This window comes from Streptomyces fulvoviolaceus (assembly GCF_000718165.1).
Lineage (GTDB): Bacteria > Actinomycetota > Actinomycetes > Streptomycetales > Streptomycetaceae > Streptomyces > Streptomyces fulvoviolaceus.
The window spans coordinates 12688-36955 of record NZ_JOEY01000059.1; the positions used below are offsets into that span (position 1 = coordinate 12688).

The 24268-nt window shown below is 70.5% G+C and carries 24 protein-coding genes; 15 read left to right on the forward strand and 9 right to left on the reverse strand.

Translation table 11 applies throughout. The annotated features are described in order from the left end of the window. The first annotated feature begins 231 nt into the window (after positions 1–231). Complete coding sequence (locus IG08_RS0144235; RefSeq protein ID WP_030617301.1) at positions 232–1335, forward strand: sugar ABC transporter substrate-binding protein; 1104 nt, start codon at positions 232–234, stop codon at positions 1333–1335. A gap of 52 nt (positions 1336–1387) precedes the next feature. After that, positions 1388–1807 carry an SRPBCC family protein gene (locus IG08_RS0144240; protein ID WP_030617303.1) on the forward strand — a complete coding sequence of 140 codons (420 nt, stop codon included), beginning with the start codon at positions 1388–1390 and terminating at the stop codon, positions 1805–1807. Between the two features lie 36 nt (positions 1808–1843). On the opposite strand, the gene IG08_RS0144245 is transcribed toward IG08_RS0144240, so the two are convergent. The 3 genes from IG08_RS0144245 to IG08_RS0144255 are packed head-to-tail and all read right to left on the reverse strand — an operon-like array spanning position 1844 to position 5180. Further along, entirely contained in the window at positions 1844–2686 is an 843-nt protein-coding gene (locus tag IG08_RS0144245) for a transglutaminase family protein (protein WP_030617306.1), read from the reverse strand. A 20-nt stretch (positions 2687–2706) separates the two neighbouring features. Continuing rightward, positions 2707–3639: an alpha-E domain-containing protein gene (locus IG08_RS0144250; RefSeq protein WP_030617308.1), complete on the reverse strand. Its 933-nt coding sequence runs from the start codon at positions 3637–3639 to the stop codon at positions 2707–2709. Continuing rightward, positions 3636–5180 carry a circularly permuted type 2 ATP-grasp protein gene (locus IG08_RS0144255; RefSeq protein ID WP_030617311.1) on the reverse strand — a complete coding sequence of 515 codons (1545 nt, stop codon included), beginning with the start codon at positions 5178–5180 and terminating at the stop codon, positions 3636–3638. The genes IG08_RS0144250 and IG08_RS0144255 overlap by 4 nt, the downstream gene beginning before the upstream one ends. Positions 5181–5488: 308 nt before the next feature. Between IG08_RS0144255 and IG08_RS0144260 the strand changes: the two genes are divergently transcribed. Then, on the forward strand, positions 5489–6517 hold the full coding sequence (locus IG08_RS0144260; protein WP_030617314.1) for a helix-turn-helix transcriptional regulator: 1029 nt from the start codon (positions 5489–5491) through the stop codon (positions 6515–6517). On the opposite strand, the gene IG08_RS0144265 is transcribed toward IG08_RS0144260, so the two are convergent. Then, positions 6480–7466, reverse strand: coding sequence for a helix-turn-helix transcriptional regulator (locus IG08_RS0144265; RefSeq protein WP_030617316.1), 987 nt, complete (start codon positions 7464–7466; stop codon positions 6480–6482). The genes IG08_RS0144260 and IG08_RS0144265 overlap by 38 nt on opposite strands. A gap of 20 nt (positions 7467–7486) precedes the next feature. Then, positions 7487–8500 carry a helix-turn-helix domain-containing protein gene (locus tag IG08_RS0144270; RefSeq protein WP_030617319.1) on the reverse strand — a complete coding sequence of 338 codons (1014 nt, stop codon included), beginning with the start codon at positions 8498–8500 and terminating at the stop codon, positions 7487–7489. A gap of 127 nt (positions 8501–8627) precedes the next feature. On the opposite strand from IG08_RS0144270, the gene IG08_RS0144275 reads away from it, so the two are divergent. Both IG08_RS0144275 and IG08_RS0144280 read left to right on the forward strand, forming a co-directional pair. Continuing rightward, entirely contained in the window at positions 8628–8807 is a 180-nt protein-coding gene (locus IG08_RS0144275) for a hypothetical protein (RefSeq protein ID WP_158812345.1), read from the forward strand. Continuing rightward, positions 8804–9139 (forward strand): Rieske (2Fe-2S) protein, encoded by a 336-nt coding sequence (locus IG08_RS0144280; protein WP_030617324.1) that lies wholly within the window; start codon positions 8804–8806, stop codon positions 9137–9139. The genes IG08_RS0144275 and IG08_RS0144280 overlap by 4 nt, the downstream gene beginning before the upstream one ends. A gap of 187 nt (positions 9140–9326) precedes the next feature. On the opposite strand, the gene IG08_RS0144285 is transcribed toward IG08_RS0144280, so the two are convergent. Beyond that, positions 9327–9740 carry a pyridoxamine 5'-phosphate oxidase family protein gene (locus IG08_RS0144285; RefSeq protein WP_030617327.1) on the reverse strand — a complete coding sequence of 138 codons (414 nt, stop codon included), beginning with the start codon at positions 9738–9740 and terminating at the stop codon, positions 9327–9329. A 129-nt stretch (positions 9741–9869) separates the two neighbouring features. Between IG08_RS0144285 and clpB the strand changes: the two genes are divergently transcribed. Next, positions 9870–12476, forward strand: coding sequence for an ATP-dependent chaperone ClpB (clpB, locus tag IG08_RS0144290; protein WP_030617330.1), 2607 nt, complete (start codon positions 9870–9872; stop codon positions 12474–12476). A gap of 18 nt (positions 12477–12494) precedes the next feature. Here clpB and IG08_RS60370 read toward each other — a convergent pair whose 3' ends face one another. Continuing rightward, a complete protein-coding gene (locus IG08_RS60370) occupies positions 12495–12650 on the reverse strand; it encodes a hypothetical protein (RefSeq protein WP_158812346.1) in 156 nt (51 codons plus the stop codon). A gap of 303 nt (positions 12651–12953) precedes the next feature. Between IG08_RS60370 and IG08_RS0144300 the strand changes: the two genes are divergently transcribed. After that, positions 12954–13484: a YbjN domain-containing protein gene (locus tag IG08_RS0144300; RefSeq protein ID WP_030617333.1), complete on the forward strand. Its 531-nt coding sequence runs from the start codon at positions 12954–12956 to the stop codon at positions 13482–13484. Between the two features lie 12 nt (positions 13485–13496). Here IG08_RS0144300 and IG08_RS0144305 read toward each other — a convergent pair whose 3' ends face one another. Beyond that, on the reverse strand, positions 13497–14690 hold the full coding sequence (locus IG08_RS0144305) for a membrane protein (RefSeq protein WP_030617338.1): 1194 nt from the start codon (positions 14688–14690) through the stop codon (positions 13497–13499). A gap of 108 nt (positions 14691–14798) precedes the next feature. Beyond that, entirely contained in the window at positions 14799–15989 is a 1191-nt protein-coding gene (locus IG08_RS0144310; RefSeq protein WP_030617341.1) for a pyridoxal phosphate-dependent aminotransferase, read from the reverse strand. 129 nt (positions 15990–16118) lie between these two features. Here IG08_RS0144310 and IG08_RS58015 point away from each other — a divergent pair, with 129 nt between their 5' ends. The 8 genes from IG08_RS58015 to IG08_RS0144345 all read left to right on the forward strand — a co-directional run bounded on the left by IG08_RS58015 (position 16119) and on the right by IG08_RS0144345 (position 24215). After that, positions 16119–16403: a hypothetical protein gene (locus IG08_RS58015; protein ID WP_078655981.1), complete on the forward strand. Its 285-nt coding sequence runs from the start codon at positions 16119–16121 to the stop codon at positions 16401–16403. A gap of 377 nt (positions 16404–16780) precedes the next feature. Beyond that, complete coding sequence (locus IG08_RS0144315; protein WP_030617344.1) at positions 16781–17338, forward strand: DUF2617 family protein; 558 nt, start codon at positions 16781–16783, stop codon at positions 17336–17338. 109 nt (positions 17339–17447) lie between these two features. Beyond that, the gene (locus IG08_RS0144320; RefSeq protein WP_030617347.1) at positions 17448–19088 is read left to right on the forward strand and encodes a polyamine aminopropyltransferase; all 1641 of its coding nucleotides are present in this window, start codon (positions 17448–17450) and stop codon (positions 19086–19088) included. Positions 19089–19208: 120 nt separating this feature from the next. Continuing rightward, a complete protein-coding gene (locus IG08_RS0144325) occupies positions 19209–19958 on the forward strand; it encodes an SRPBCC domain-containing protein (RefSeq protein WP_106981137.1) in 750 nt (249 codons plus the stop codon). A gap of 187 nt (positions 19959–20145) precedes the next feature. Further along, positions 20146–20934: an aldose epimerase family protein gene (locus IG08_RS0144330; RefSeq protein ID WP_030617355.1), complete on the forward strand. Its 789-nt coding sequence runs from the start codon at positions 20146–20148 to the stop codon at positions 20932–20934. Positions 20935–20944: 10 nt separating this feature from the next. Further along, positions 20945–21496, forward strand: a complete 552-nt coding sequence (gene pyrE / locus IG08_RS0144335; RefSeq protein ID WP_030617359.1) for an orotate phosphoribosyltransferase — start codon at positions 20945–20947, stop codon at positions 21494–21496. A 160-nt stretch (positions 21497–21656) separates the two neighbouring features. After that, complete coding sequence (gene fbaA, locus IG08_RS0144340; RefSeq protein WP_030617362.1) at positions 21657–22679, forward strand: class II fructose-bisphosphate aldolase; 1023 nt, start codon at positions 21657–21659, stop codon at positions 22677–22679. A gap of 66 nt (positions 22680–22745) precedes the next feature. Next, positions 22746–24215, forward strand: coding sequence for an MFS transporter (locus IG08_RS0144345; RefSeq protein WP_030617367.1), 1470 nt, complete (start codon positions 22746–22748; stop codon positions 24213–24215). Positions 24216–24268: the final 53 nt, after the last annotated feature.

The following is a 24268-nucleotide window of genomic DNA, read 5'->3' on the forward strand; positions in this document are numbered from 1 at the left end:
CCTTGGTTGTACGGATCTTTGCCGTCTTGTTGGGGGTCATTGAACGGAGAGTCCGTAAAGAGCGTTTGGAGAGGATTCCGCTCTGCCTTCACAAGCTCAGCGGAGAGTGGCGTTGCGCACTCGTTAAGTAGTTCCGCTTGACGCTGGGCTACGCTCACGCGTTGGCTTTCCAGTCACATGGGCAGCAATGCTGCTCTCGCGTCCGGAAGGCACCATGAAGTGAGCTCCCCAATGCGTCGTATCGCCATATCCGTGGCCGCGTCCACGATGACCCTCTCGCTGGCCGCCTGCGGAGCGCTCGGCGCCGCGAGCGGCAGTGAGGCGAGCCCGACCAAGGGCGACGACATCACGGTGGGCGTGCTGATGCCGGAGGAGACGAACACCCGGTACGAGGAGTTCGACTACCCGATCATCAAGGCCAAGGTCGAGGAGCTGACCGACAAGAAGGGCAAGACCGTGTACGCCAACGGCAAGGCGGACGCGAAGAAGCAGGCCAGTCAGATGCAGACGATGATCGACGACAAGGTCGACGTGATTCTGCTGGACGCCGTCGACTCGCACGCCATCGCGAGCACGGTGCAGAAGGCGAAGGACGCGGGTATCCCGGTCATCGCCTACGACCGCCTCGCCGAGGGCCCGATCGACGCGTACGTCTCCTTCGACAACGAACTCGTCGGCGAGGTGCAGGGCCGCTCCCTCATCGAGTCGCTGGGCTCGGGTATCGACACCTCCGACAAGATCGTCATGATCAACGGCTCGCCCTCGGACCCGAACGCCGGGCAGTTCAAGGCGGGCGCGATGTCCGAGCTGAACGGCAAGGTGACGATCGCCAAGACGTACGACGTCGACGGCTGGAGCCCGGAGACCGCCGCGTCCGACATGACCAAGGCGGTCGCCGCGATCGGCAAGGGCAACATCGCCGCCGTCTACTCCGCCAACGACGCCATGGCCGGCGCCGCCATCAAGGCGATGGAGGACGCGGGCATGACCGAGATCCCGCCGATCACCGGCCAGGACGCGGAGCTGTCCGCCGTGCAGCGGATCGTCGCGGGCGAGCAGTACATGAGCGTCTACAAGCCGTACCCCGGCGAGGCCGAGGCCGCCGCCGAGATGGCCGTGATGAAGATCCAGGGCAAGAGCATCCAGTTCGACGCCCTCGCCACGGACAGCGTCGACAGCCCCACCAACAAGGACATTCCCGCCCAGCTCGTGCAGGTCGTCGCCCTGACGAAGGCCAACATCAAGAGCACCGTCGTCAAGGACGGCATCTACTCGGTGAAGGACATCTGCACGGCGGCGTACGAGAGCGCCTGCCAGGCGGCCGGGCTGAAGTAGGTCGTCCGATTTGTTCAAGACCAGGTCGGCGGCGGGTCCTACCGTCCTGGTCATGGAGACTTTTTCCACAACCTCGCGTGCTTCGGCAGCACGGCACATCAGCATCCACATCGACCGCCCCGCCGAGGAGGTCTACGCCTACGCGTCCACCCCCTCCAACTGGCCCGAGTGGGCTCACGGGCTGGGGCACTCCGTCGAGAAGGTCGACGGGCAGTGGATCGCGGAGTCGGAGGGGCTGGGGCGGGTCGTCGTGGCCTTCGCGCGAAAGAACGAGTTCGGTGTACTCGATCACGACGTGACCCTGCCCTCGGGCGAAGTGATCCACAACCCGGTGCGCGTGATCGTCGACGGTGCCGGGTGCGAGGTGGTGTTCACCCTCCGTCGGCGGCCGGGGACGAGTGACGAGGAATTCGGGCAGGACGCGGATGCGGTGGCGGCCGATCTCGCCACGCTCAAGCGCGTGATGGAGTGAGCGTGCACAGCGTCACGCTCACTCCACCCCCACCCTTCACCCCACCCGAGTGAACTCCACCGTCACCTCCGGCGGCCCGCCGGCCACGCCCCGGTAGATGCCCTTGTGCGGTGTCACGTCGTCGTAGTCCCGGCCCCGGCCCACCACGACATGGGACTCGTCGGCGCGGACCCGGTTCGTCGGGTCGTAGCCGCACCAGTCGCCCGCCCAGTACTCGACCCAGGCGTGGCTCTGCCCGGCGACGGGCCGGTGGAATTCGGCCTCCTGCTCGGGGTGGAGGTAACCGGAGACGTACCGTGTCGGCACTCCCAGCCCCCGCAGCAGGGCGATGGTGACGTGGGCGATGTCCTGGCAGACACCCGCCCCCTGCTCCCAGGCCTCGGCGGCGGAGGTGTTCACACCCGTCACACCCGGCAGATACGACACCTGGTCGGCGACCAGGGCGGACACGGCGATCGCCGTCCCGTGCGGGTCGAGCCCGGCGGCCGCCTCCCGCGCCTTCTCGATCAGCTCGGCGGGCACGGTCGTACGGGGAGTCGTGTTGCTGTACTCCAACAGGCGTGAGCCGGCGGTCTGTTCGGCCAGCTCCTGCCACGTGGGCGCCTCGGGGAGCGAGCCCCCCGGGTGGGTCTCGACCAGGCTCGACGCCGTGATGGTGAGGGTGCCGTGCGGGTCCATCAGGTCGAAGCCGGTGACCTGGGTGCCCCAGTAGTCCCAGTACGACCAGGTGGTGGCCGTGGGGCTGATGGTGACCCGGGAGTCCAGCGTGGTCTGGCCGGGCAGCGTCAGCGGGGTCATACGGACCTCGTTGTGCGAGGACGCGGCGGGCTGGGCGTACGCGACGCGGGTGGTGTGCTTGATGCGGAGGCGGCGCGACACGGCGAGGTTGATGGTCATGCTCACGCTCCTTCCTGGGCCCACTCGACGGGCCCCTGGTACGGGAAGAACCGCTCCGCCACCGCCTCCGCGGAGGCCATGCAGGCAGTCTGCAAGTCCCTCAGCAGGATGGGGAGTTGCTCCTCCAGGGCGTGCGTGTCCAGATATTCGAGGCGGGTGCGCATCCGGCCGATCGGGCGGCGCGCCGGGTCCTGGCGGGGCCGGCCCAGTGCCGTCAGGCACTCCTCCGCCGTCGTCAGCGCGTGCAGCGCCGAGCGCGGGAAGTCCCGGTCCAGCAGAAGGAATTCGGCCACCCTCGGCGTGTCGCCGAAACCGCCGTACACGCGCGCGTACGCCTCGTCGGCGCCGCTGGCGCTCAGCAGTGTCGGCCAGTCCGGCGCGTGCGCGGCGTCCAGCACACGCACCGACAGCAGCCGTACGGTCATGTCCACCCGCTCAAGGCTGCGGCCCAGCACGACGAAACGCCAGCTGTCGTCCCGGCTCATGGTGGAGTCGGCCAGCCCGAAGAAGAGGGCCGCGCGCCGTCGTACGAGTTCCAGATAGGCGTAGGGGCCCGTACGGCGGGCTGCCAGCCGTTGGTCGGCCAGCGCGTGCCACGTCGAGTTGAGGCACTCCCACATCTCCGAGGAGACGGCCTCACGGGCGCTGCGGGCGTTCAGCCGCGCCGCTCCCAGCGCGCCCTCGATCGAGCAGGTCGAGCGGGCGTCGAAGGCGAGCTGGTCGAGGACCTGCTGCATGTCGACGGTCTCGCGGCCCGCGTCGACGCCGAGGATGGCGTACAGCGACCGGCAGGCCACGTCCTCGTCGCGCCAGGGGTCCTCCAGCAGGCGGTGCAGATAGGCGTCGAGGATGCGGCCCGTGGCGTCCGCCCGCTCGACGTAACGGCCGGTCCAGGTCAGGGCTTCGGCTATCCGGGAGAGGATCACGTCGTTCACTGCTGCTGCGCCCCTTCCTGTACGGCGGTGGGGGAGCCGTCGGGTCCGAGCTGGCGGGGGACGACGTCGGGGAGGCCGCCGCTGCTCAGCGGGGAGGGCTGCTCCGTGGGCCCCTCCGCGAGCACCCAGGTGTCCTTGGAGCCGCCGCCCTGGCTGGAGTTGACGATCAGGTTGCCCTCCTGGAGGGCGACCCGGGTGAGGCCGCCGGGCAGGACCCAGACATCGTTGCCGTCGTTGACGGCGAAGGGGCGCAGGTCGATGTGGCGGGGTGCCATGCGCTCGCCCGCGAGGGTGGGGGAGGTGGACAGGGCGACGGGCCGCTGGGCGATGAAGCCGCGGGGGTCGGCGATCACGGCCTTGCGGGTCTCCTCGAGGGTCGCGCGGTCGGACTTCGGCCCGATGACGATGCCCTGTCCGCCGGCCCCGTCGACGGGCTTGATGACGAGCTGGTCGATCTGGTCGAGGACGGCTTCCAGCTGCCCGGGCTCGTCGGGCCGGAAGGACTCGACGTTGGGAAGAATCGGTTCCTCGGAGAGGTAGTAGCGGATCAGGTCGGGGACGTAGGTGTAGAGCAGCTTGTCGTCCGCGATGCCGTTGCCCACCGCGTTGGCGAGGGTGACGTTGCCCGCCATGGCGGCGCTCATGATCCCCGGGCAGCCGATCACCGAGTCCGGGCGGAAGTGCAGCGGGTCGAGGAAGTCGTCGTCCAGCCGCCGGTATACGACATGGACGGGCACCTCGCCGCGGGTCGTCCGCATCCAGACGCGGTTGTTGCGGCACACGAGGTCGTGCCCCTCGACCAGCTGCACGCCCATCAGCCGGGCGAGCAGGGCGTGTTCGAAGTAGGCGGCGTTGCTGGGCCCGGGGGTGAGGACGACGACGCGCGGGTCCGCGGTCCCGTCCGGCGCGGCGGCGCGCAGGGCGGCGAGGAGCCGGTGGCCGTACCCGTCGACGGGGAGCACGTGCTGCTCGGCGAAGAGGGAGGGGAAGATCCGGGTCATGGCACGGCGGTTCTCGATGACGTACGAGACACCGCTGGGCACGCGGACGTTGTCCTCGAGGACACGGAAGTCGCCGGCCTCGTCCCGTACGAGATCGATGCCGGCGACGTGGATCCGTACGCCCCCCGGTGGCTCGACCCCGTGGGCCGCGCGATGGAAGTGCGCCGAGTTGAGGAGCAGCCGCCACGGCACGACACCGTCCTCGAAGGCACGGGCGGGTCCGTAGGCGTCGGCGAGGTAGGCCTCCAGGGCCCTGACTCTCTGGCTCACCCCGCGTTGTATGAGATCCCATTCCAGGGCGTCGAGGATCCGGGGCACGAGGTCCAGTGGCCAGGGCCGCTCCTCGCCCGCGAAGGCGTAGGTCACGCCCCGGTCGGTGAACGCCCGGGCCATCTGGTCGGCCCTGAACCGCAGTTCACTCGGCTCGATCGGCTGCAGCGCCGCCAGTACCGGCTCATAGGCGGTCCTGACCTCACCCGGCCGCTCAAACATCTCGTCCCACGCGTCGGCCAACGCGTATGCGTCAAATATGTCCGCCATGGCCTGACGGTAGGGCCGGTACGTAACACGGCGATCACTGGACGATTTCCGGGAGAGTACGCGCGGAACGTCATAGTCCGGGGAGCGCCGGCGCCGGCTCCACCCCCGTCAGCTTGTTGCAACCCGACGGGTGGAGGCCAGGAGGTAGTGGGGCATAGCAGCGGTTTCTCTCGGTCATGACGGGGTGAGCCGTGTTGCGGAGCCGGTCAGGTCCGCGCATAGTTGCGGCAGCCGAGGGGGCTTCGACGCCCCCGCAGGGATCCGAGTCAGAGGGCGGAGAGACGCTGGAACCGGGGGTGGGATGGGGAATGGCCGGGTACGGGACGGACGACCATCCACACGGTGCTGACCGACTGTGCGAGGCCGGGGATCGCGTGTATTCCCGGGCCGTACGGCGGGGCCGCGTGCCCCGCTGCGATGCCGAGCCGGTCCCCTGTCTCCTGGAACTGGCCCTGCTGCACCCGGACCCCGACGACATGGACTGGCTGGTGCCGACGGCGCCCCAGGAGGTCATGACCCGGCTGCTGCGCGGGGTGTACGACGAGGTCAGCGCGAGCCAGCGGCGGGTGGGTGCGGCGGTGGCGGCGGTCGAGCGGTACGCCGGCCTGGGCCCGCGGCCGAGTGCCGCTGCCGCGGAGGGCACGGCGATCCGCGTCCTCGACGGCCTCTCCCGCATCCAGGCCGCGATGGACGAGGCGACCGACGCGTGCACGACGGAGGTCCTGACGGTCCAGCCGGGCGGCATCCGCCCCGAGCATGAGCTGACGGAGGGCCTGCACCGGGCGCTGGCGCTGCGCGGCCGGGGGGTCCGCATGCGCGATCTGTACACACACGTCGCCCGCCACGGCCAGGGCCTGCTCAACTACCTGGAGCTGATGGGCGGAACGGTCCAGGCCCGCACCCTGGACGAGGTGATCGACCGCCTGATCCTCTTCGACCGCACGGTGGCCTTCATCCCGGCGAACGCGGACCGCACGCTGGCGCTGGAGCTGCGCCACCCGGCGCTGGTGGAGTACCTGGTGACGGTCTTCGAGCGTCTGTGGCGCCTCGCGATCCCGCTGACGGCGCCCCTCCCGGACACGGGCATCGAGGGCATCTCCCACCGCGAGCAGTCCATCGCGGCGCTGCTGGCGGAAGGCCACCAGGACGCGGTGATCGCGGAGCGGCTGGGCATAAGCGTCCGCACGTGCCGGGCCCACATCGCCCGCCTGTCGGAGACCCTGGGCGCGGCGAGCCGTACGCAGTTGGGCGTCCGGATAGCTCAGGTCGGCCTGGACGGCACGACGTCCGTCTCCTCGCTCACCCTTCCCGGTCAAGAATCCCGGACTGTCCGATGAGGTAGCCGAGTTGGGCTCGGCTTTCGCTGCCGAGGGTCGCGGCGAGTTTGGCTATGTGGACCCGGGCGGTGCGGATGTTCATGCCGAGGCGGTCGGCGATGACGGCGTCGGTGTGGCCTTCGATGAGGAGGGCGGCGATGGCGCGCTGGCGGGGCGTGATGCCGTTCAGGGTGGGCTGCCGGACGGCTTGGGGGTACATGGGCGTGGCCAGGCGCCAGAGGCGGTCGAAGGCGGTGGCCAGGAAGCCGACGAGGGCGGGGTGGCGGACCTCCAGGGCCAGCGTTCGGTCCTTGTTGGCGGGGATGAAGGCCACCGTGCGGTCGACGATGAGAAGGCGGTCGGTGACTTCGTCGAGGGTGCGGGCCTCCACGTCGCCCTGCAGCCGTTCGTAGCGGGCGACCAGCGTGGGAGAGTGCCTGAGGGTGTGCTGGTAGAGCGTGCGAATTCGGCCGCCGCGGTCGAGCAGGGCCTGATCGCGGTCCAGGGCCTGGACATGGCGGTACGGGGCATCGCGGGTGTGAGTGGGGTAGGGCTGGACGGCGAGGAGTTCGCCTGAGGCGTTGGCCATGGCCTGGGTGATGGCCTCGTTGATGCGGTCCATTCCGCTGAGCACGCTGACTGCCGGGGTGTCCGCGGCGCCCGTGCGACGCCCGTCGATCCGCATGAGAGGTTCGAACAGGTCCGCCAGCCGTTGTCCGCGTCGCCGCTCGTCCGCGATGCGCTCTTCCGCGGTTCGCAGCATTCGATGAAGGGCCACGACAGGGGCCACGGGTTCCAGTCGTGTGAGGTCCGTGACCGCGGGGTGCAGCAGACCGAAGTCGAGCAGGCAGGGCGCCGCTTCGGCGTCGGCACTGCTGACGTACCCGTCGCGCAGGGCGCGTTCGTACAGCTCCGTGCCTGCCGTGCACAGGTCTTCCACGCCGTGCTCCGGGTGTGGCGGCGCGCTCACTCCGTACCTCCCTCCTGCGTTCAGTGGCCCTGCTCCAGGATTCCCGACTGCGCGATGAGGTAGCCGAGTTGAGCCCGACTGCCACTGCCCAGGGCCGCCGCGAGCTTGGCTATGTGCGCCCGGCAGGTCCGGACGTTCATACCGAGCCGGCGGGCGATGGCCTCGTCGACGTGGCCCTCGATGAGGAGCTTGGCTATCGAGCGCTGGACGCCGGTGATGCCTTCCGAGGTCACGTCGTGGGGAAGCTCCTCGGTCAGGGGAACCGCCCGCTGCCAGAGGTGTTCGAAGACCTTGCGCAGGTAGACGACCAGCCCCGGGTGGCGGAGCTCCAGAGCCACGCTCCGGTCGTCACTGGCGGGGATGAACGCGACGTCCTCGTCGAAGATGATCAGGCGCTCTACGAGTTCTTCGAGGGTACGGACCTGCACATGGTCGCGGGGCATGTGCTCCACGTACGCGAGGGTCCCCTGGCTGTGTCTGGCGGTGTGCTGGTAGAGCGTACGGAAAATGACACCGCGGTCGGTCAGGGGCCTGTCCCGCTTCAGGGCCTGAGTGAGCGCGTCCACGGGGCGGCCGCCGCCGGGCTGGATGGTCAGCACCTCGGTCTGGCACTCGGCGGTGGCCGAGTTCAGTGCCGCGTTGATCCGGTCGAACCCCTCCAGCACGGTGATCGCGTGGATGCTTCCCTGGCTCTGGGTGCTGATCGCGATGAAGGGATCGAAGGAGTCCGTCAGCTCGATGGTCTGGATCCTGCGTTCCTGAATCTCACGCTCCAGGGGCTGGAGCCGCTGCGCCAGGGCGACGGAGGGTGCCACTGGGCGCAGCCAGTTAGCATCGTCCGGATCCGGGTGCAGAAGCGCGAACTCCAAGAGGCATGGTGCCGTGGTGTCCACATCCATGCGATTGATACGTCCGGAGCGCAGGGCCGTGGCATAAAGCCGCGCTCCTTCGTCACACAAGTCGGTAATCGCATGGGGATGTGTCTGTTGTGAGTTGTTTGTTGGCAATTCTCCACCCCCCAGGGTCCTGAACATGCAGGAACATGATGCATCGCTCCTGTGGCATTGACGTGCCTGAATGAGCCATCGTCTTGTTTCGCGGGGGAGAGGAATCCATCAAGTGAGGACGAAGCCGACTATGCGAGCGAGATTGCTTGGCTCAGTGCTTGCCACGGTCTTCTCCGCCGTTGTGGTCGTCAGTGCGCTGGGTGAAGGGCCTGTGAAGGCCTCTCCGCTGGACACGGGCTGGACCTCGGTGCAGGCGGACACCGGCTGGACCCTGGAGCCGGCGACCACCACCGATAGTGGGCAGACGGGCGAGTCGGAGGAGGCCGGCGCATGACCACGCCTCCCGACGACCGCTCCTTCCGCAGAGAAATGGCCACTGCCTACCGCTCCGGCTGGCACTTCATCGACCTGGTCACCGCGATCCCCCACTCCGGTGACTCGTTGATGGTGACCGTCTTCGGTGAGCCGGTCGTCGTGACGCGGGACGAGGACGAGGACGTGCGGGCGTACCGGTGTCTGCGGCGGCCTCGGGGGGCGCCGCAGCCCGTGCGGTGTGCCATCCGGTACGGAATGATCTTTGTGAATCTCGACCAACGAGACCACCGGCTGGTGGAGCCCGAGTCCCCCACTCCACGGACCATCTCAGCCACCCCCCGCAGTGCCTGACGCGATTCCCCCGTCGTAACAGATCGCTCAGGTGCTTCCCCCCGCAGCGGCGTCACCGTGACCTGAACACGGTGACGCCGCTGCAGTTTTGCGGGACATTTCCGGGTATCGGGGCAATCAGGGGTGGCCGAAAGTCGCCGATCCCGCCCCGGTGGCCCCACTGGTCCCGTCCTGTTCCCTCGCCGCCTCATCCCCGCCCCATCGCCCCCGTCAGCTCGATCTCGATCACCACCCGGGACGGGTTCGGCGACGGCGTCCGCTCGTAGCGCTCGGCGTACCGCCGTTCCGCCTCCGTGATCCGCGCGGGTTCGGTGCGGACGTACGCCCGCCCCTCCAGCGTCGCCCACCGCCGCCCGGCCATCTGGCAGACGGCCACCCGCGCCCCCTCCGGACCGGCCGCGAGCACGTTCCGCACCTTCCTGCTCGACTTGCTCGCGATCACGCGAGCCAGGCGCGCCTCGGGATCGTATGTAACCCCGACGGGGACGACGTGCGGGCTGCCGTCCGGGCGGGGTGTCGTCAGGGTGCACAGGTGCCGCTCCCGCCAGAAGGTGAGGTACGACGGGTCGGGGGTGCCGGGGTCCTGGGCGTACTCGGTCATGGACCGGAACCTAGCTCTCAGGCCTTCCCCCGTCCCCCCTTGAGTGGAATAGACTCAACTTTGTGTACGCTGATTGAGTCAGTACCGGGATACGCGGGATACGACTGACGCAAGGAGGAGAGCACCGACGTGGACGCCGAGCTGACCAACCGGAGCCGGGAAGCGATCAACGCGGCCGGCAACCGTGCCGTGACCGGGGGGCACCCCGACCTCACCCCCGCCCACCTGCTCCTCGCCCTGCTCGAAGGGCGAGGCCCCCAGGGCAACGAGAACATCGTCGATCTGCTCGCCGCCGTGGAGGCGGACCAGGCGGCCGTGCGGGCGGGTGCGGAGAAGGTCCTCGCCGGCCTCCCCAGCGTGACCGGATCCACCGTCGCGCCCCCGCAGCCCAGCCGCGAGCTGCTCGCCGTCATCGCGGACGCGCAGGCCCGCGCCAAGGACCTCGGCGACGAGTACCTCTCCACCGAGCACCTGCTCATCGGCATCGCGGCCAAGGGCGGCCAGGCGGGCGACGTGCTCACTCAGCAGGGGGCCACCGCCAGGAAGCTGCTGGACGCCTTCCAGAAGTCCAGAGGAGGGCGCCGGGTGACCACAGCCGACCCCGAGGGGCAGTACAAGGCCCTGGAGAAGTTCGGGACCGACTTCACCGCCGCCGCCCGGGAGGGCAAGCTCGACCCCGTCATCGGGCGGGACCAGGAGATCCGGCGGGTCGTGCAGGTGCTCAGCAGGAGGACCAAGAACAACCCCGTCCTCATCGGTGAACCCGGCGTCGGCAAGACCGCCGTCGTCGAGGGGCTCGCCCAGCGGATCGTGAAGGGGGACGTGCCCGAGTCCCTCAAGGACAAGCGGCTCGTCGCGCTCGACCTCGGGGCCATGGTCGCCGGGGCGAAGTACCGCGGTGAGTTCGAGGAGCGGCTGAAGACCGTCCTCGCCGAGATCAAGGACTCCGACGGGCAGATCGTCACCTTCATCGACGAACTGCACACCGTGGTGGGCGCGGGCGCCGGCGGCGACTCCGCCATGGACGCCGGCAACATGCTCAAGCCCATGCTCGCCCGCGGTGAGCTGCGCATGGTGGGCGCCACGACCCTCGACGAGTACCGCGAGCGGATCGAGAAGGATCCGGCGCTGGAGCGCCGCTTCCAGCAGGTCCTCGTCGCCGAACCGTCCGTCGAGGACACCATCGCGATCCTGCGCGGGCTCAAGGGCCGTTACGAGGCCCACCACAAGGTGCAGATCGCGGACAGCGCGCTCGTCGCCGCCGCGACCCTCTCCGACCGGTACATCACCTCCCGCTTCCTGCCCGACAAGGCCATCGACCTCGTCGACGAGGCCGCCTCCCGGCTGCGGATGGAGATCGACTCCTCGCCCGTCGAGATCGACGAACTCCAGCGCGTCGTCGACCGGTTGAAGATGGAGGAGCTGGCCCTCGAGAAGGAGACCGACCCCGCCTCGCGCGAGCGGCTGGAGCGGCTGCGCCGCGACCTCGCCGACAAGGAGGAGGAGCTGCGCGGCCTCACCGCCCGCTGGGAGAAGGAGAAGCAGTCCCTCAACCGCGTCGGCGAGCTGAAGGAGAAGCTCGACGAACTGCGCGGCCAGGCCGAACGCGCCCAGCGCGACGGCGACTTCGACACCGCCTCCAAGCTGCTCTACGGCGAGATCCCCACCCTCGAAAGGGACCTGGAGGAAGCCTCCGAGGCCGAGGAGGAGGTCTCCAGGGGCACCATGGTCAAGGACGAGGTCGGCTCCGACGACATCGCGGACGTCGTCGGCGCCTGGACCGGCATCCCGGCGGGCCGCCTCCTGGAGGGCGAGACACAGAAACTCCTGCGCATGGAGGAGGAGTTGGGCAAGCGGCTCATCGGACAGAGCGAGGCCGTGCAGGCCGTGTCCGACGCCGTACGGCGGACCCGTGCGGGGATCGCCGACCCGGACCGCCCGACCGGCTCCTTCCTCTTCCTCGGGCCCACCGGCGTCGGCAAGACCGAACTCGCCAAGGCCCTCGCCGACTTCCTCTTCGACGACGAGCGGGCGATGATCCGCATCGACATGAGCGAGTACGGCGAGAAGCACAGCGTCGCCCGGCTCGTCGGCGCACCTCCCGGCTACATCGGCTACGAGGAGGGCGGCCAGTTGACGGAGGCGGTGCGCAGGCGCCCGTACTCCGTGGTCCTGCTCGACGAGGTGGAGAAGGCGCATCCCGAGGTCTTCGACATCCTGCTCCAGGTGCTGGACGACGGACGGTTGACGGACGGCCAGGGCCGTACGGTCGACTTCCGCAACACGATCCTGGTCCTGACGTCCAACCTGGGCAGCCAGTTCCTGGTCGACCCGGTCACCAGCGAGGCCGACAAGAAGCAGCAGGTGCTGGACCTGGTCCGGGCCTCCTTCAAGCCGGAGTTCCTCAACCGGCTCGACGACCTGGTCGTCTTCTCGGCGCTGAACAAGGACGAGCTGAGCCACATCGCGCGCCTCCAGATCGGACGGCTCGCCAAGCGGCTGGCCGAGCGGCGCCTCACCCTGGAGGTCACCGAGGAGGCCCTGGCCTGGCTCGCCGAGGAGGGCAACGACCCCGCGTACGGCGCCCGCCCCCTGCGCCGCCTCGTCCAGACCGCCATCGGCGACCGTCTCGCCAAGGAGATCCTCTCCGGCGAGGTCAAGGACGGCGACACGGTCCGGGTGGACGCCTTCGGGGACGGACTGATCGTGGGACCGGCCACCGGCAAGACGCTCTGACCGGGGGTGCCGGCCGTGTCACACGGCCAGCACCCACACCACGACGATGGCGAGAAAGCCGATCACCATCAGCACCGGCAGCCCCAGAATGAGCCCGACCACCCACCACCGGGTCCGCCCGGCGGGGGCCTGCGCCTCCTCGTACCCCGTTGTTCCGCCCCTTGTCACGGTCATTGGCCCCACCCCTTCGCACACCGGCCGTCTCCTACCGGTCAGATCCTGTCAGCTGACGGCTGAGACGTCCCGTCGGACGGGAGTGCGGTGCTGCGCACCTCGCCGGAAGAGGAACCGTCGAATGGCGTGAAAGCCCCGGTCCGCACGGCCTCGTCCGGCAGCCTCGCAGGTCGGCGGGCGGTTCACCGCCTGTCGGCGGTGGCGCGGGGTGAGGATTCTTCCGAGGCCGCAGGAGTATGGGGCGCCGATCACGGCTAGGGTCGAAGTCAGGTAACCACGTGCAATCCTCAGGAGTACCCACCGATGTCTATCGACCCGTCCTCGATTCCGAACTTCGGGGGCCAGCCCGAGCCGCAGCCCGGCGGTCCGGCGGGCCCCGTCGTTCCGGATCAGGACCTCGTGAAGCAGCTCCTCGAACAGATGGAGCTGAAGTACGTCGTCGACGACGAGGGTGACCTCGCGGCGCCGTGGGAGCAGTTCCGTACGTACTTCATGTTCCGTGGGGAAGGGGACCAGCAGGTCTTCTCCGTGCGGACGTTCTACGACCGGCCCCACCAGATCGACGAGAAGCCGCTGCTGCTGGAGTCCATCGACGACTGGAACCGGCGGACCCTGTGGCCCAAGGTCTACAGCCACACCCATGACGACGGCACCGTCCGCCTGATCGGCGAGGCGCAGATGCTGATCGGGACCGGTGTCAGCCTGGAGCACTTCGTCTCCTCCACGGTCAGCTGGGTGCGGGCCGCCATCGAGTTCGACAAGTGGCTCGTCGAGCAGCTCGGCCTCGAGCAGGACGTCGAGGAGGCGGAGAAGCCCGAGGACGGCGAGGAGTAGGTCCCGCGACAGTCACAGCGGCGTGTTCGCGACTACGACGAGATACGCGCCGTAGGCGAACGAGAGCCCGGCCAGGGCGCCGACCACCACGGTCGCGTGCCAGGGCCGGGCTCTCGCCGTTCGCACGAGCGCCCGGGCGAGCGGCAGCAGGAGGGGGAAGGCGGGGAGCAGGAAGCGGGGCTTCGACTCGAAGAAGCCCGAGCCGCCGAGGGCGACGAGGAGGAGTACGCCGGTGTACACGAGGAGCGGGAGCGGGGCGCGGTCGGCGAGGAGGAGGGCGTAGAGGAGGACCGCGGCCGCCACGATCACCAGCGCCATGGGGAAGACGAAGCGGTCCCCCTGGAGGAGCAGGTGGCGGGCGAAGCGGAGTGATCCGCGGCCGAAGTCGAAGCGTGAGCCCCACTGGCGCTGCACCTCGAAGTAGCCGCCGAGCAGGTCGCCCCTGCGGTGGCCGACCCACAGGACGTACGCGGCCCAGCCGAGCGGGGCGAGCGCGGCGCCCGTCCACAGGCTGTGGGAAACCTTGCGGTGTTGTTTGAGGAGCCTCCAGATCTCGTACGCCGCCGCCGCGAGCACCGCCGCCGCGACTGCGAACCCGTTGGGCCGGGCGAGTCCCGCCAGCGCGGCCAGCGTGCCCGCCCACAGCCAGCGGCCGGTGAGCACGGCGTACAGCGACCAGGCGGCGAAGGCGGTGAGCACCGGTTCCGTGTACGCCATCGACAGCACGACCGAGTGCGGCAGCAGGGCCCAGAGGAGGACGAGGGCGGTGGCGACGGCACGGCCGTGCAGGCGGGCGGCGAGGGCGTAGATGCCGCAGGCGGCCACGGCGGCTGCCGTCCAGGACACGAGGAGGCCCGCGGCGCTGCCGCTCAGCGGGGTCAGTGTCGTGACGGCGCGGATCAGGGCCGGGTACAGCGGGAAGAACGCCAGGTCGCTGAAGACGACGTCCGGCTTGAGGTGCAGGGTGCGGGTGTATCCGTGCGCGGCGATCCCCAGATACCAGCGGGAGTCCCAGGACCGGCCGAGCAGGGTGAGCGGGTGGTGGCCGGTGGCCCAGGCGGTCGCCGCGAGCACCGCCAGGCCGGTGAGCCTGGCGGCGGCGAAGAGGCCGAGCGCGGTGCCGAGCGCTGCCGCGCGGGGGTGGGCGCGGAGCCCGCTGCCGGAGCGCGTGACGGAGGGCGGTGCGAGGGTACTGGCTTGGGTCACAACGGGCACAATGCAGGGTGAAACGGGTGCACGCGAGCATTGCGCGCCCGGGTGGGTGTGGATGCGCGGCGTGCGGCGTGGCGGCGTGACGTGAGCCGGAATCCGGCCTCAGCCCGCCAACGCCTTCAGCCTCTTCACCGCCTCCTCCAGCACCGACGTCTGCTTGCAGAACGCGAACCGTACGAAGGGCGCGCCCGCGTCCCGGTGGTCGTAGAAGACGGCGTTCGGGATGGCGACCACCCCGGCGCGCTCGGGGAGCGCCCGGCAGAAGGCGAAGCCGTCGGTCTCGCCGAGGGGGCGGATGTCGGTGGTGACGAAGTACGTGCCGGCGGGCTTGAAGACCTCGAAGCCGGCGTCCGCGAGGCCCGTGGCCAGCAGGTCCCGCTTGGCCCGCATGTCCTCGCGGAAGGCGGTGAAGTACGTGTCCGGGAGGGCGAGGGCCTCCGCGACGGCGTACTGGAACGGCCCTGAGGACACGTACGTCAGGAACTGCTTCGCCGAGCGGACGGCCGTGACCAGGCCGGGGGCCGCCGTCACCCAGCCGACCTTCCAGCCGGTGAAGGAGAAGGTCTTGCCGGCCGAGCCGATGGAGACCGTGCGCTCCCGCATCCCGGGGAGGGTCGCCAGCGGCAGGTGCTCGGCGTCGTCGAAGACCAGGTGCTCGTACACCTCGTCCGTGACCACCAGCAGGTCCCGCTCGACCGCCAGCTCGGCGATCGCGGTGAGCTCCTCGCGGGTGAGGACCGTGCCGGTCGGGTTGTGCGGGGTGTTGATCAGGAGGAGCCGGGTGCGGTCCGTCACGGCCGCGCGCAGCTCGTCGAGGTCCAGTCGGAAGCTTCCCTCGTGCGGGCGAAGCGTCACCGGCACCCGCTTGCCGCCCGCCATCGCGATGCAGGCCGCGTAGGAGTCGTAGTACGGCTCGAGGGCGACGACCTCGTCGCCGGGCTCGACCAGGGCGAGCAGGGTCGCCGCGATGGCCTCCGTCGCGCCGGCGGTGACCAGGACCTCGGTGTCGGGGTCGTAGGAGAGGCCGTAGCGGCGCTCCTGGTGCGCGGCGATCGCGGTGCGCAGTTCCGGGACGCCCGGGCCCGGCGGGTACTGGTTGCCGCGCCCGTCGCGCAGCGCGCGCACCGCCGCCTCCCTGATCTCCTCGGGGCCGTCCGTGTCGGGGAAGCCCTGGCCCAGGTTGATCGAGCCGGTCCGCAGGGCCAGGGCCGACATCTCGGCGAAGATCGTCGTCCCGAACTCGGCGAGCCGGCGGTTGAGGAGGGGGCGTGCGCTGGAGGTCATGCCGGTCATCCTGCGCCCAAGCTCTGGAGTTCCTCAACTCTGCTTTGGCTGGTGAGACGAAGGGGCATCTCCCGTTCACGCAACACGCGAGGCGCCCACGGGGGGTCGCTTCGGGGGAAACGGAAGGAGGGTGACGCCATGATCATCGGCATCATCCTGGCTCTGGTCGTTGTCCTGGCAGTCGTGGTGGGGGGCCTCGCGGCCGCCGGCCGGAGCGGCCGCAGGACGGTCGGGGCGAATGTGCGTGGCAGGCGGCGCGGTGACAGCGGCAGCTGGTGGGCCGGCGGCGGAGGAAGCGTCGGCGGGTCGTCCTGCGGCTCGTCGGGCGGCGGTCACCACGGCGGCCACTCCTGTGGTGGCGGCTCGTCCTGCGGAGGCGGGTCGTCCTGCGGGGGCGGCGGCGGATGCGGAGGAGGCAGCTGACACGGGGCAGCTGAGCTCCACCAGGGGGAAATGCGGGGGAACCGCATCCGGCATGCGGGAGCCGAGGGGCCTCACGGGGGTGGGCCCCTCGGCTCCCGTTGCTCCGGCGCACGCTCCGGGCGCCCGGAGCGCGCCGTAGTTGAACAGTTGAGCTGTGGAGCCCTCTGAGGGATGGAAACCCCACGAAGTTGGGTAAAAACGCTGTGGCGGCGCCACAGTTCATGATTCCCTCTAAATCACCAAAGCGGCCCCTCGGACGTACAGCGGACACCTTTCCTGACTTACCGACTGGGCTGACCGGGCCGATTCCCCGGTGTCGCCCCGGGCGCGCCGGAACCACACCTCCCCTTTCTTTTGCGTGCTAGCGGAGCCGATCCATGCTCACGACCCTGAACACCTCGTACACCGACACGCGCGCGGCCGACCTCGCCTGGGCCCTGGGGCGCGAGCCGCTTCCCGCCCTGGCCGTGCTCGACCTCGAACTGGCCGGGGCCAAGCTCCAGTTGAGACTCCTCGGCGCCTCCCACCAGGTACTCCTGGAGGAGGAGCGGGGCACCTGTTCGGAGACGGTGGCGTGCATCCCGGGCAGCAGTACGCCCCTTCCGCTGGGTGTGGCCAAGCGGGTGGGGGACTGGGAGTACGAGTTCGCGGCCCGCGTCGAGGTCCTCTCGCCGGGTCAGTTCGCGGGCCGTGCCCAGGAGTTGCTCGCCCTGGTCTCCGACCACCCGAACGGCCTCGTCGGCGTCTTCCCCGGCAGCCCGCACGCCTTCACGGCGCTGCTGGCCCAGCGCCACGAAGGGCAGGTGCACTGGCGGACCTGGCATGCCTACCCGCAGGACGGGCAGTTGGTGGCGACGCGGACGAAGGTCGGCGTGCGCTTTCCGGCGGACCGACTCGAGCCGCGTCAGGTGCAGTTCAGCCCCTCGGGTGTCTGAGGCGTTGAACGCGAGGCGACGGGCGGTTAAACGCGGGACGCACAACTGACCGGGAGTTCCACACGTGTGGGTGACGAAGCGTGCCCTCGCAGTGACGTAACGTCGCAACGTGATCGAACCGCACGCGCCCGCCCCGCCCGGCACCCCGCCGCCGTGGGCCGGACCCGCGCGGCTGCCGGTGCGCCCCGACACGGGCCGGTTCCTCGTCCTCGCCTGTGTCTTCGTCTGCGCGGCCTGCGGACTGGTGTACGAACTCGAACTCGTCGCCCTCGCCTCGTACTTGATCGGCGACTCGGTCACCCAGGCCTCCGTCGTGCTGTCCGTCATGGTCTTCGCGATGGGCATCGGCTCGCTCGCCGCGAAGCGGCTGCGCTGGCGCGCGGCGGCCGGCTTCGGCGCGATCGAGGCGCTCCTCGCCCTCGTCGGCGGCTGCAGCGCGATGGCGTTGTACGCCGTCTTCGCCTGGACCGGCGACTGGGGCGGGCTGTGGGCCAACGGCTCCCGCTACCTGCTGGTCGCCTTCTCCCTCGCGATCGGCCTGCTGATCGGCGCCGAGGTCCCGTTGCTGATGGAGCTGATCCAGCGCATCCGCCGCCAGGACGCGGGCGGCGCGGTCGCCGACCTGTTCGCGGCGGACTATGTCGGCGCGCTGGTCGGCGGCCTCGCCTTCCCGTTCCTTCTGCTCCCCCTGTTCGGCCAGTTGACGGGCGCGCTGCTCACCGGCACGGTCAACGCGGTCGCGGGCGGCGCGCTCGTCCTCGGCCTGTTCCGCGGCGACCTGACCCGCCGGGCCCGCTGGCTGCTGCTGGTCGCCAACCTCGCCGTACTCGGCGTCCTCGCCACCGCCGCGGTACTCGTCGACGACTTCGAGCGGGCCGCACGGCACGCGGTCTACGGCCACGATGTGCGCGTGGCGCTGCAGACCGACGTCCAGGAGATCGTCCTGACCGGCGGCACCGAGGGGCGGCCCCTCGACCTCTTCCTCGACGGCCGGCTGCGGGTCAGCGGCCGCGACGAGCACCGGTACCACGAGGCACTCGTCCACCCCGCGATGTACGGCCCGCACGCGCGCGTGCTCATCCTCGGCGGCGGCGACGGCCTCGCCGCCCGCGAGGTGCTGCGGCACCCGGGTGTGCGGCGGGTCGACGTCGTCGAACTCGACGCCGAGGTGCTGCGGCTGGCCCGCCAGGACCCGGCGCTGTCCGACCTCAACGGCCATGTGTACGGCGACCCGCGTGTCCACGTCACCACGGCGGACGCCTTCCGCTGGCTGCGCGGGGCGGGGCCGACGTCGTCGTACGACGTGGTGATCGCCGACCTCCCCGACCCCGGCATCACGGCGAGCACGAAGCTGTACTCGCAGGAGTTCTACGGCCTGGCCCGCCGCGTCCTGGCCCCCGACGGCCGCCTCGTCGTGCACGCCGGCCCGGTCGCCTCCCGCCCCCGTGTCTTCTGGACGGTGGACACGACCCTGCGGGCGGCGGGCTTCCGCACCACCCCCTACTGCGTCGGCGGCCGCGACTCGGGCTTCGCGGCCGGCCCCGACCGCACGTTCGGCGCGTCCCGGGCGCCGCACGACTGGGGGTTCGTGCTCGCGGCCCCGGGGGAGCGCCCGCCGCTGGGGCTGGACCCGCGGGGGCCGAGGTCGCGGACGCTGACGGAGGGGACCCTGCAGGCGGACGCGCGGGCGGCGGAGGGGGCGAGGGTCGGGGGGCTGGCGGCTTCCACGTTGGTGCATCCGCGGTACTGAGGTTTTCGGGCGGCCACTTCCGACTGACCCAGTCGGGACGGGGGAGGGTGGGCACCAACGCGCGGTCAGTTTCGAGCAACCGGGGTGCACGGCGACGCCCACTGGGTAGGCTCCGCTGACATGGAGCATGAGGTGTTCGTTCCGGTTCCGGTCGAGCTGCTGCGGGAGGCACTGGCCGACCCGGCCCGGGTTGCCCGGGCGGTTCCCGGGTTCCAGCAGGACGCCGGCGCCGAACCCGTCGCGGGGCGCCTGAAGGTGCGCGTCGGCAGTACCTCCATCACCTACCGGGGCTCCGTGCGCGTGTCCGGGCAGGACGACGGTTCGTACGCCGTCGAGGGCGACGCCACCGAGGCCCGCGGCACCGGCTCGGTGAAGCTCGCGCTCACGCTCCGCCTCCGGGACACGGACGGCGGCACCACCCTCACCTTCGACGGAACGGCCTCCGCGGATGGACGCGTCACGGAACTGTCGCCGGACACGGTCACCTCGGCCGTGACCCGGCTGCTGAACCGTTTCGCGGAGAACCTGGGCGCGGAGGAGCCGGAGGAAGCGGAGATCCCGGAGGAGCCGGAGGCGCCGGAGCCCGTCGCGCCGCCTCCCGTCCTCGACACCGAGGTCCCCCCGCCGGCCCTCGTCGAGGACCTCACGGAACCCACCGAACCCCCCGCGGAAGCCGCGCACGCGCGCCGCACGATGATCGGCCGCAGCGCGGAGGAGGTGGACCACGCCCCGCCCCGCGGCCGCTACGCCCCCGTTCCCGCACCCCAGACGGTCGCCCCCAACGCCGCGCTCCGCTGGGCGGCCCCCGCGGCGGCAGTCGTCCTGGCATCGGCGATCGTGGTGGGCAGGGCCCTGCGCAAGCGCCACTGAGCGGATGGGGCGCGGACAGGGCGCGGGATTGATGAGCGCCGGCCGGCATATCCCAGCCCGTCCGGCGTTTGAGGACGAGGCCCCTTCAGGGCCGAAGCGGGGGTCTGGGGGCGGCAGCCCCCAGGGACGGTGCGCCCAACTCGCCCGCGCGGTACTTCGGTCAACCGCCGGAGGCTAGTGTCATCACGTGAGTGACGAAGACATCACGCTGACCGCGGGCGACGCGGAGGTGACCGTACAGCCGGCCAACGGCGGACGGGTGGGCGGACTAAAGGTCGGCGGCGTCGAACTGCTCCGGCAGGGCGAGCGCTTCGGCTGCTTCCCGATGGTTCCCTGGTGCGGCCGGATCAGGGACGGCCGGTTCCGGGACGGGGGGACCGTCCACCAGCTGCCGCTCAACTCCCCGCCGCACGCCATCCACGGCACCGCACGCGACGGCGCCTGGCGCGTCGCGCGCGTGAAAGCCGACGAGGCGGTCATCACGTACGACCTGGTCGAGCCGTGGCCCTACACCGGCCGGATCACGCAGGTCGTCGCCCTCACCGAGGACGCCGTGACGCTGACGATGTCCGTGGAGACGTACGAGACCTCCTTCCCGGCCCAGATCGGCTGGCACCCGTGGTTCAACCGGAATCTCGGTGGCGAGGACGTACAGCTGGCCTTCACCCCGGCCTGGCAGGAGGAGCGCGGCGACGACCACCTCCCCACCGGCAACCGTCTCGACCCGAAGCCCGGCCCCTGGGACGACTGCTTCGGCATGCCCGGCGGAGTCGACGTCACGCTCACCTGGCCGGGGCAGCTGGAGCTGAAGGTGGCCAGCCGCGAGGAGTGGGCCGTCGTCTACGACGAGCAGGAGGCCGCCGTCTGCGTGGAACCGCAGACCGGGCCGCCCAATGGCCTGAACACACTGCCGCGCCTGGTCACACTCCTGGAGCCGCTGGAGGCCTCGACGACCTGGAGCTGGCGGCGCCTCTAAGCTGGCAGCCATGACGGACGACGTACGCGGCGAGCTGCTGCAGCAGATCAAGGACAAGGCCGTGGTGCACGGCAAGGTGACCCTCTCCTCGGGTCTGGAGGCCGACTACTACGTCGACCTGCGCCGCATCACCCTCGACGGCGAGGCCGCTCCGCTGGTCGGGCAGGTGCTCCTGGACCTGACCGCGGACCTCGACTTCGACGCGGTGGGCGGGCTGACCATGGGCGCCGACCCGGTGGCCGGCGCCATGCTGCACGCGGCCGCCGCGCGCGGGAAGAAGCTGGACGCCTTCGTCGTCCGCAAGGCGGCCAAGGCGCACGGCCTGCAGCGGCAGGTCGAGGGGCCGGAGATCGCCGGCCGCCGGGTGCTGGTCGTCGAGGACACCTCCACCACCGGCGGCTCCCCGCTCACCGCGGTCGAGGCCGTGCGCGCGGCCGGCGCCGAGGTCGTCGCCGTGGCCACGATCGTGGACCGGGCGACGGGTGCCGCGGAGAAGATCCAGGAGGGTGCGGGAGTGCCGTACCGCTTCGCGTTCTCGAAGGATGAGCTGGGCCTGGACTGAGTTGTCCACAGGCCGTCATCCACAGGTCGGACACCCTGGGCGAAGCATCCGGCCAAGTCTGGAAAGATGGGGACGACGATGACGTCGCACCCCCACACCAGGTCTAGGTCAGGGCCGTAAGCACGCAGTACGCCAACCCGCACAACCAAGGAGCGGACAAATGCCGATCGCAACTCCCGAGGTCTACGGCGAAATGTTCGACCGGGCGAAGGCAGGCAAGTTCGCCTACCCGGCCATCAACGTGACCTCGACCCAGACCCTGCACGCTGCGCTGCGCGGCTTCGCGGAGGCCGAGAGCGACGGCATCATCCAGATCTCGACCGGTGGTGCCGAGTTCCTGGGCGGTCAGTACAGCAAGGAGATGGTCACGGGTTCCGTGGCCCTCGCCGAGTTCGCGCACATCGTCGCCGAGAAGTACCCGGTGACGGTCGCGCTGCACACGGACCACTGCCCGAAGGACAAGCTCGACGGGTATGTACGTCCGCTGATCGCGGTCTCCGAGGAGCGCGTCAAGGCCGGCCGGAACCCGCTGTTCCAGTCCCACATGTGGGACGGTTCGGCCGAGACCCTCGCCGACAACCTCTCCATCGCGCAGGAGCTGCTCGCCCGCGCCGCTGCTGCCAAGATCATCCTTGAGGTCGAGATCACCCCGACCGGCGGCGAGGAGGACGGCGTCTCCCACGAGATCAACGACTCGCTGTACACCACGGTCGACGACGCGATCCGTACGGTCGAGGCGCTGGGCCTCGGCGAGAAGGGCCGCTACCTGCTGGCCGCGTCCTTCGGCAACGTCCACGGCGTGTACAAGCCGGGCAACGTCGTGCTCCGCCCCGACCTGCTCAAGGAGCTGAACGAGGGCGTGGCCGCCAAGTACGGCAAGGCCTCCCCCTTCGACTTCGTCTTCCACGGCGGCTCCGGCTCCACGGAGGAGGAGATCGCCACCGCGCTGGACAACGGCGTCGTGAAGATGAACCTCGACACCGACACCCAGTACGCGTTCACGCGTCCCGTCGCGGACCACATGTTCCGCAACTACGACGGCGTCCTGAAGGTCGACGGCGAGGTCGGCTCGAAGAAGACCTACGACCCGCGCACCTGGGGCAAGCTCGCCGAGGCGAGCATGGCCGCCCGCGTGACGGAGGCCTGCGCCAACCTCCGCTCCACTGGCACGAAGATCAAGTAAGGCCGTTTCGAACGGTTTGCGGCGAGCCCGGTGCTACGGCACCGGGCTCGCTGTATATCTGGGGTCATGCCCGATGTCCGGCTGGCCTCGCCGCAAGGCAAGTGGATCCTGCTGACCACCGTGCTCGGCTCCAGCATGGCCATGCTGGACTCGACCGTCGTCAACGTCGCCCTGCCCCGCATCGGCCGCGACCTGGACGCCGACCTCGCCGCCCTCCAGTGGACCGTCAACGCGTACACGCTGACCCTGGCCGGGCTGATCCTGCTCGGCGGCTCCCTGGGCGACCGCCATGGTCGCCGCAAGATCTTCGTGGTGGGTGTGATCTGGTTCGCCGCGGCCTCGCTGCTGTGCGGGATCGCCCCGAACGCCGAGGTCCTGATCGCCGCGCGGGCCCTCCAGGGTGTCGGTGGGGCGCTGCTCACGCCCGGCTCGCTCGCGATCATCCAGGCCTCCTTCCATCCCGACGACCGGGGGCGGGCCGTCGGCCTGTGGTCCGGGTTCGGCGGGGTCGGGGCGGCGGTCGGGCCGTTCGTGGGCGGCTGGCTGGTGGACGGGCCGGGCTGGCGCTGGGTGTTCCTGATCAACGTGCCGGTGGCCCTGCTGTGCGCGCCGATCGCCGTACGGCACGTTCCCGAGTCGGGGGACGGCCGTACGCACACCGCGCGCTTCGACGTGCTCGGCGCGGTCCTCGGCGCGGTGGCCCTCGCACTGATCACGTATGCGCTGATCGAGGCCCGGGCGGGCTCCCTGGCCGTGACGGTCACGGCCGTCGCCGGTCTGATGGCCGCCGTCGCCTTCGTGTACGTCGAGAAGCGGCAGCCCGATCCGATGATGCCGCTCGACATCTTCGCCTCCCGTCAGTTCACCGCGGTCAACCTGGTCACGCTGTGCGTGTACGCGGCCCTCGGCGGCTTCTTCTTCCTCGCCGCGCTCCAACTCCAGGTCGCCGTCGGCTACTCCGCCCTCGGCGCCGGTGTCTCCCTGCTGCCGACGACCGCCATGATGCTGCTCCTGTCCGCCCGCTCCGGTGAGCTGGGGGAGCGGATCGGTCCGCGCATCCCGCTCACCGTCGGGCCCCTGCTCTGCGCGGCCGGGATGCTGCTGATGCTGCGGGTCGGGCCGGGGGCGTCGTACGTCGCCGACGTCCTGCCCGCGCTGCTGGTGCTGGGTCTCGGCCTGGTCACGCTGGTCGCCCCGCTGACGGCGACCGTGCTGGGCTCGGTGAACGTCGCGCGGGCGGGGCTGGCCAGCGGCATCAACAACGCGGCGGCCCGGGCAGCGGGGCTCATCGCGGTGGCGGCGCTGCCGCTGGTCACCGGGATGGGGGAGGAGGCGTACCGGTCGCCGGACGCCTTCGACGAGGCGTTCGGGCGGGCGATGGTGGTGTGCGCGGGGCTGCTCGTGGTGGGGGCGGGGGTCGCCTTCGCGACCGTACGGAAGCTTCCGCCGGACTGCCGACGGCCGGAATGCCGGACGCACGGGTCCATCACGGCGCCGCCGCTGGAGGGGGAGCGGGCGCGGGGGCGGCTCGCATGACAGCCCCCGGTCACGTGCGTGGAGGGAGGAACGCGGATGGAGGAGACTTGACC

What these genes read in the sequence shown, in the direction of transcription:
- IG08_RS0144240 (WP_030617303.1), top strand. Translation starts at nt 1,388, where the DNA reads ATGGAGACTTTTTCCACAACCTCGCGTGCTTCGGCAGCACGGCACATC.
- IG08_RS0144270 (WP_030617319.1), bottom strand. Translation starts at nt 8,500, where the DNA reads ATGTTCAGGACCCTGGGGGGTGGAGAATTGCCAACAAACAACTCACAA.
- pyrE (WP_030617359.1), top strand. Translation starts at nt 20,945, where the DNA reads ATGACGGACGACGTACGCGGCGAGCTGCTGCAGCAGATCAAGGACAAG.
- IG08_RS0144300 (WP_030617333.1), top strand. Translation starts at nt 12,954, where the DNA reads ATGTCTATCGACCCGTCCTCGATTCCGAACTTCGGGGGCCAGCCCGAG.
- IG08_RS0144315 (WP_030617344.1), top strand. Translation starts at nt 16,781, where the DNA reads ATGCTCACGACCCTGAACACCTCGTACACCGACACGCGCGCGGCCGAC.
- IG08_RS0144310 (WP_030617341.1), bottom strand. Translation starts at nt 15,989, where the DNA reads ATGACCGGCATGACCTCCAGCGCACGCCCCCTCCTCAACCGCCGGCTC.
- IG08_RS58015 (WP_078655981.1), top strand. Translation starts at nt 16,119, where the DNA reads ATGATCATCGGCATCATCCTGGCTCTGGTCGTTGTCCTGGCAGTCGTG.
- IG08_RS0144345 (WP_030617367.1), top strand. Translation starts at nt 22,746, where the DNA reads ATGCCCGATGTCCGGCTGGCCTCGCCGCAAGGCAAGTGGATCCTGCTG.
- IG08_RS0144325 (WP_106981137.1), top strand. Translation starts at nt 19,209, where the DNA reads ATGGAGCATGAGGTGTTCGTTCCGGTTCCGGTCGAGCTGCTGCGGGAG.
- IG08_RS0144235 (WP_030617301.1), top strand. Translation starts at nt 232, where the DNA reads ATGCGTCGTATCGCCATATCCGTGGCCGCGTCCACGATGACCCTCTCG.
- IG08_RS0144280 (WP_030617324.1), top strand. Translation starts at nt 8,804, where the DNA reads ATGACCACGCCTCCCGACGACCGCTCCTTCCGCAGAGAAATGGCCACT.
- IG08_RS0144255 (WP_030617311.1), bottom strand. Translation starts at nt 5,180, where the DNA reads ATGGCGGACATATTTGACGCATACGCGTTGGCCGACGCGTGGGACGAG.
- IG08_RS0144285 (WP_030617327.1), bottom strand. Translation starts at nt 9,740, where the DNA reads ATGACCGAGTACGCCCAGGACCCCGGCACCCCCGACCCGTCGTACCTC.
- fbaA (WP_030617362.1), top strand. Translation starts at nt 21,657, where the DNA reads ATGCCGATCGCAACTCCCGAGGTCTACGGCGAAATGTTCGACCGGGCG.
- IG08_RS60370 (WP_158812346.1), bottom strand. Translation starts at nt 12,650, where the DNA reads ATGACCGTGACAAGGGGCGGAACAACGGGGTACGAGGAGGCGCAGGCC.
- IG08_RS0144260 (WP_030617314.1), top strand. Translation starts at nt 5,489, where the DNA reads ATGGCCGGGTACGGGACGGACGACCATCCACACGGTGCTGACCGACTG.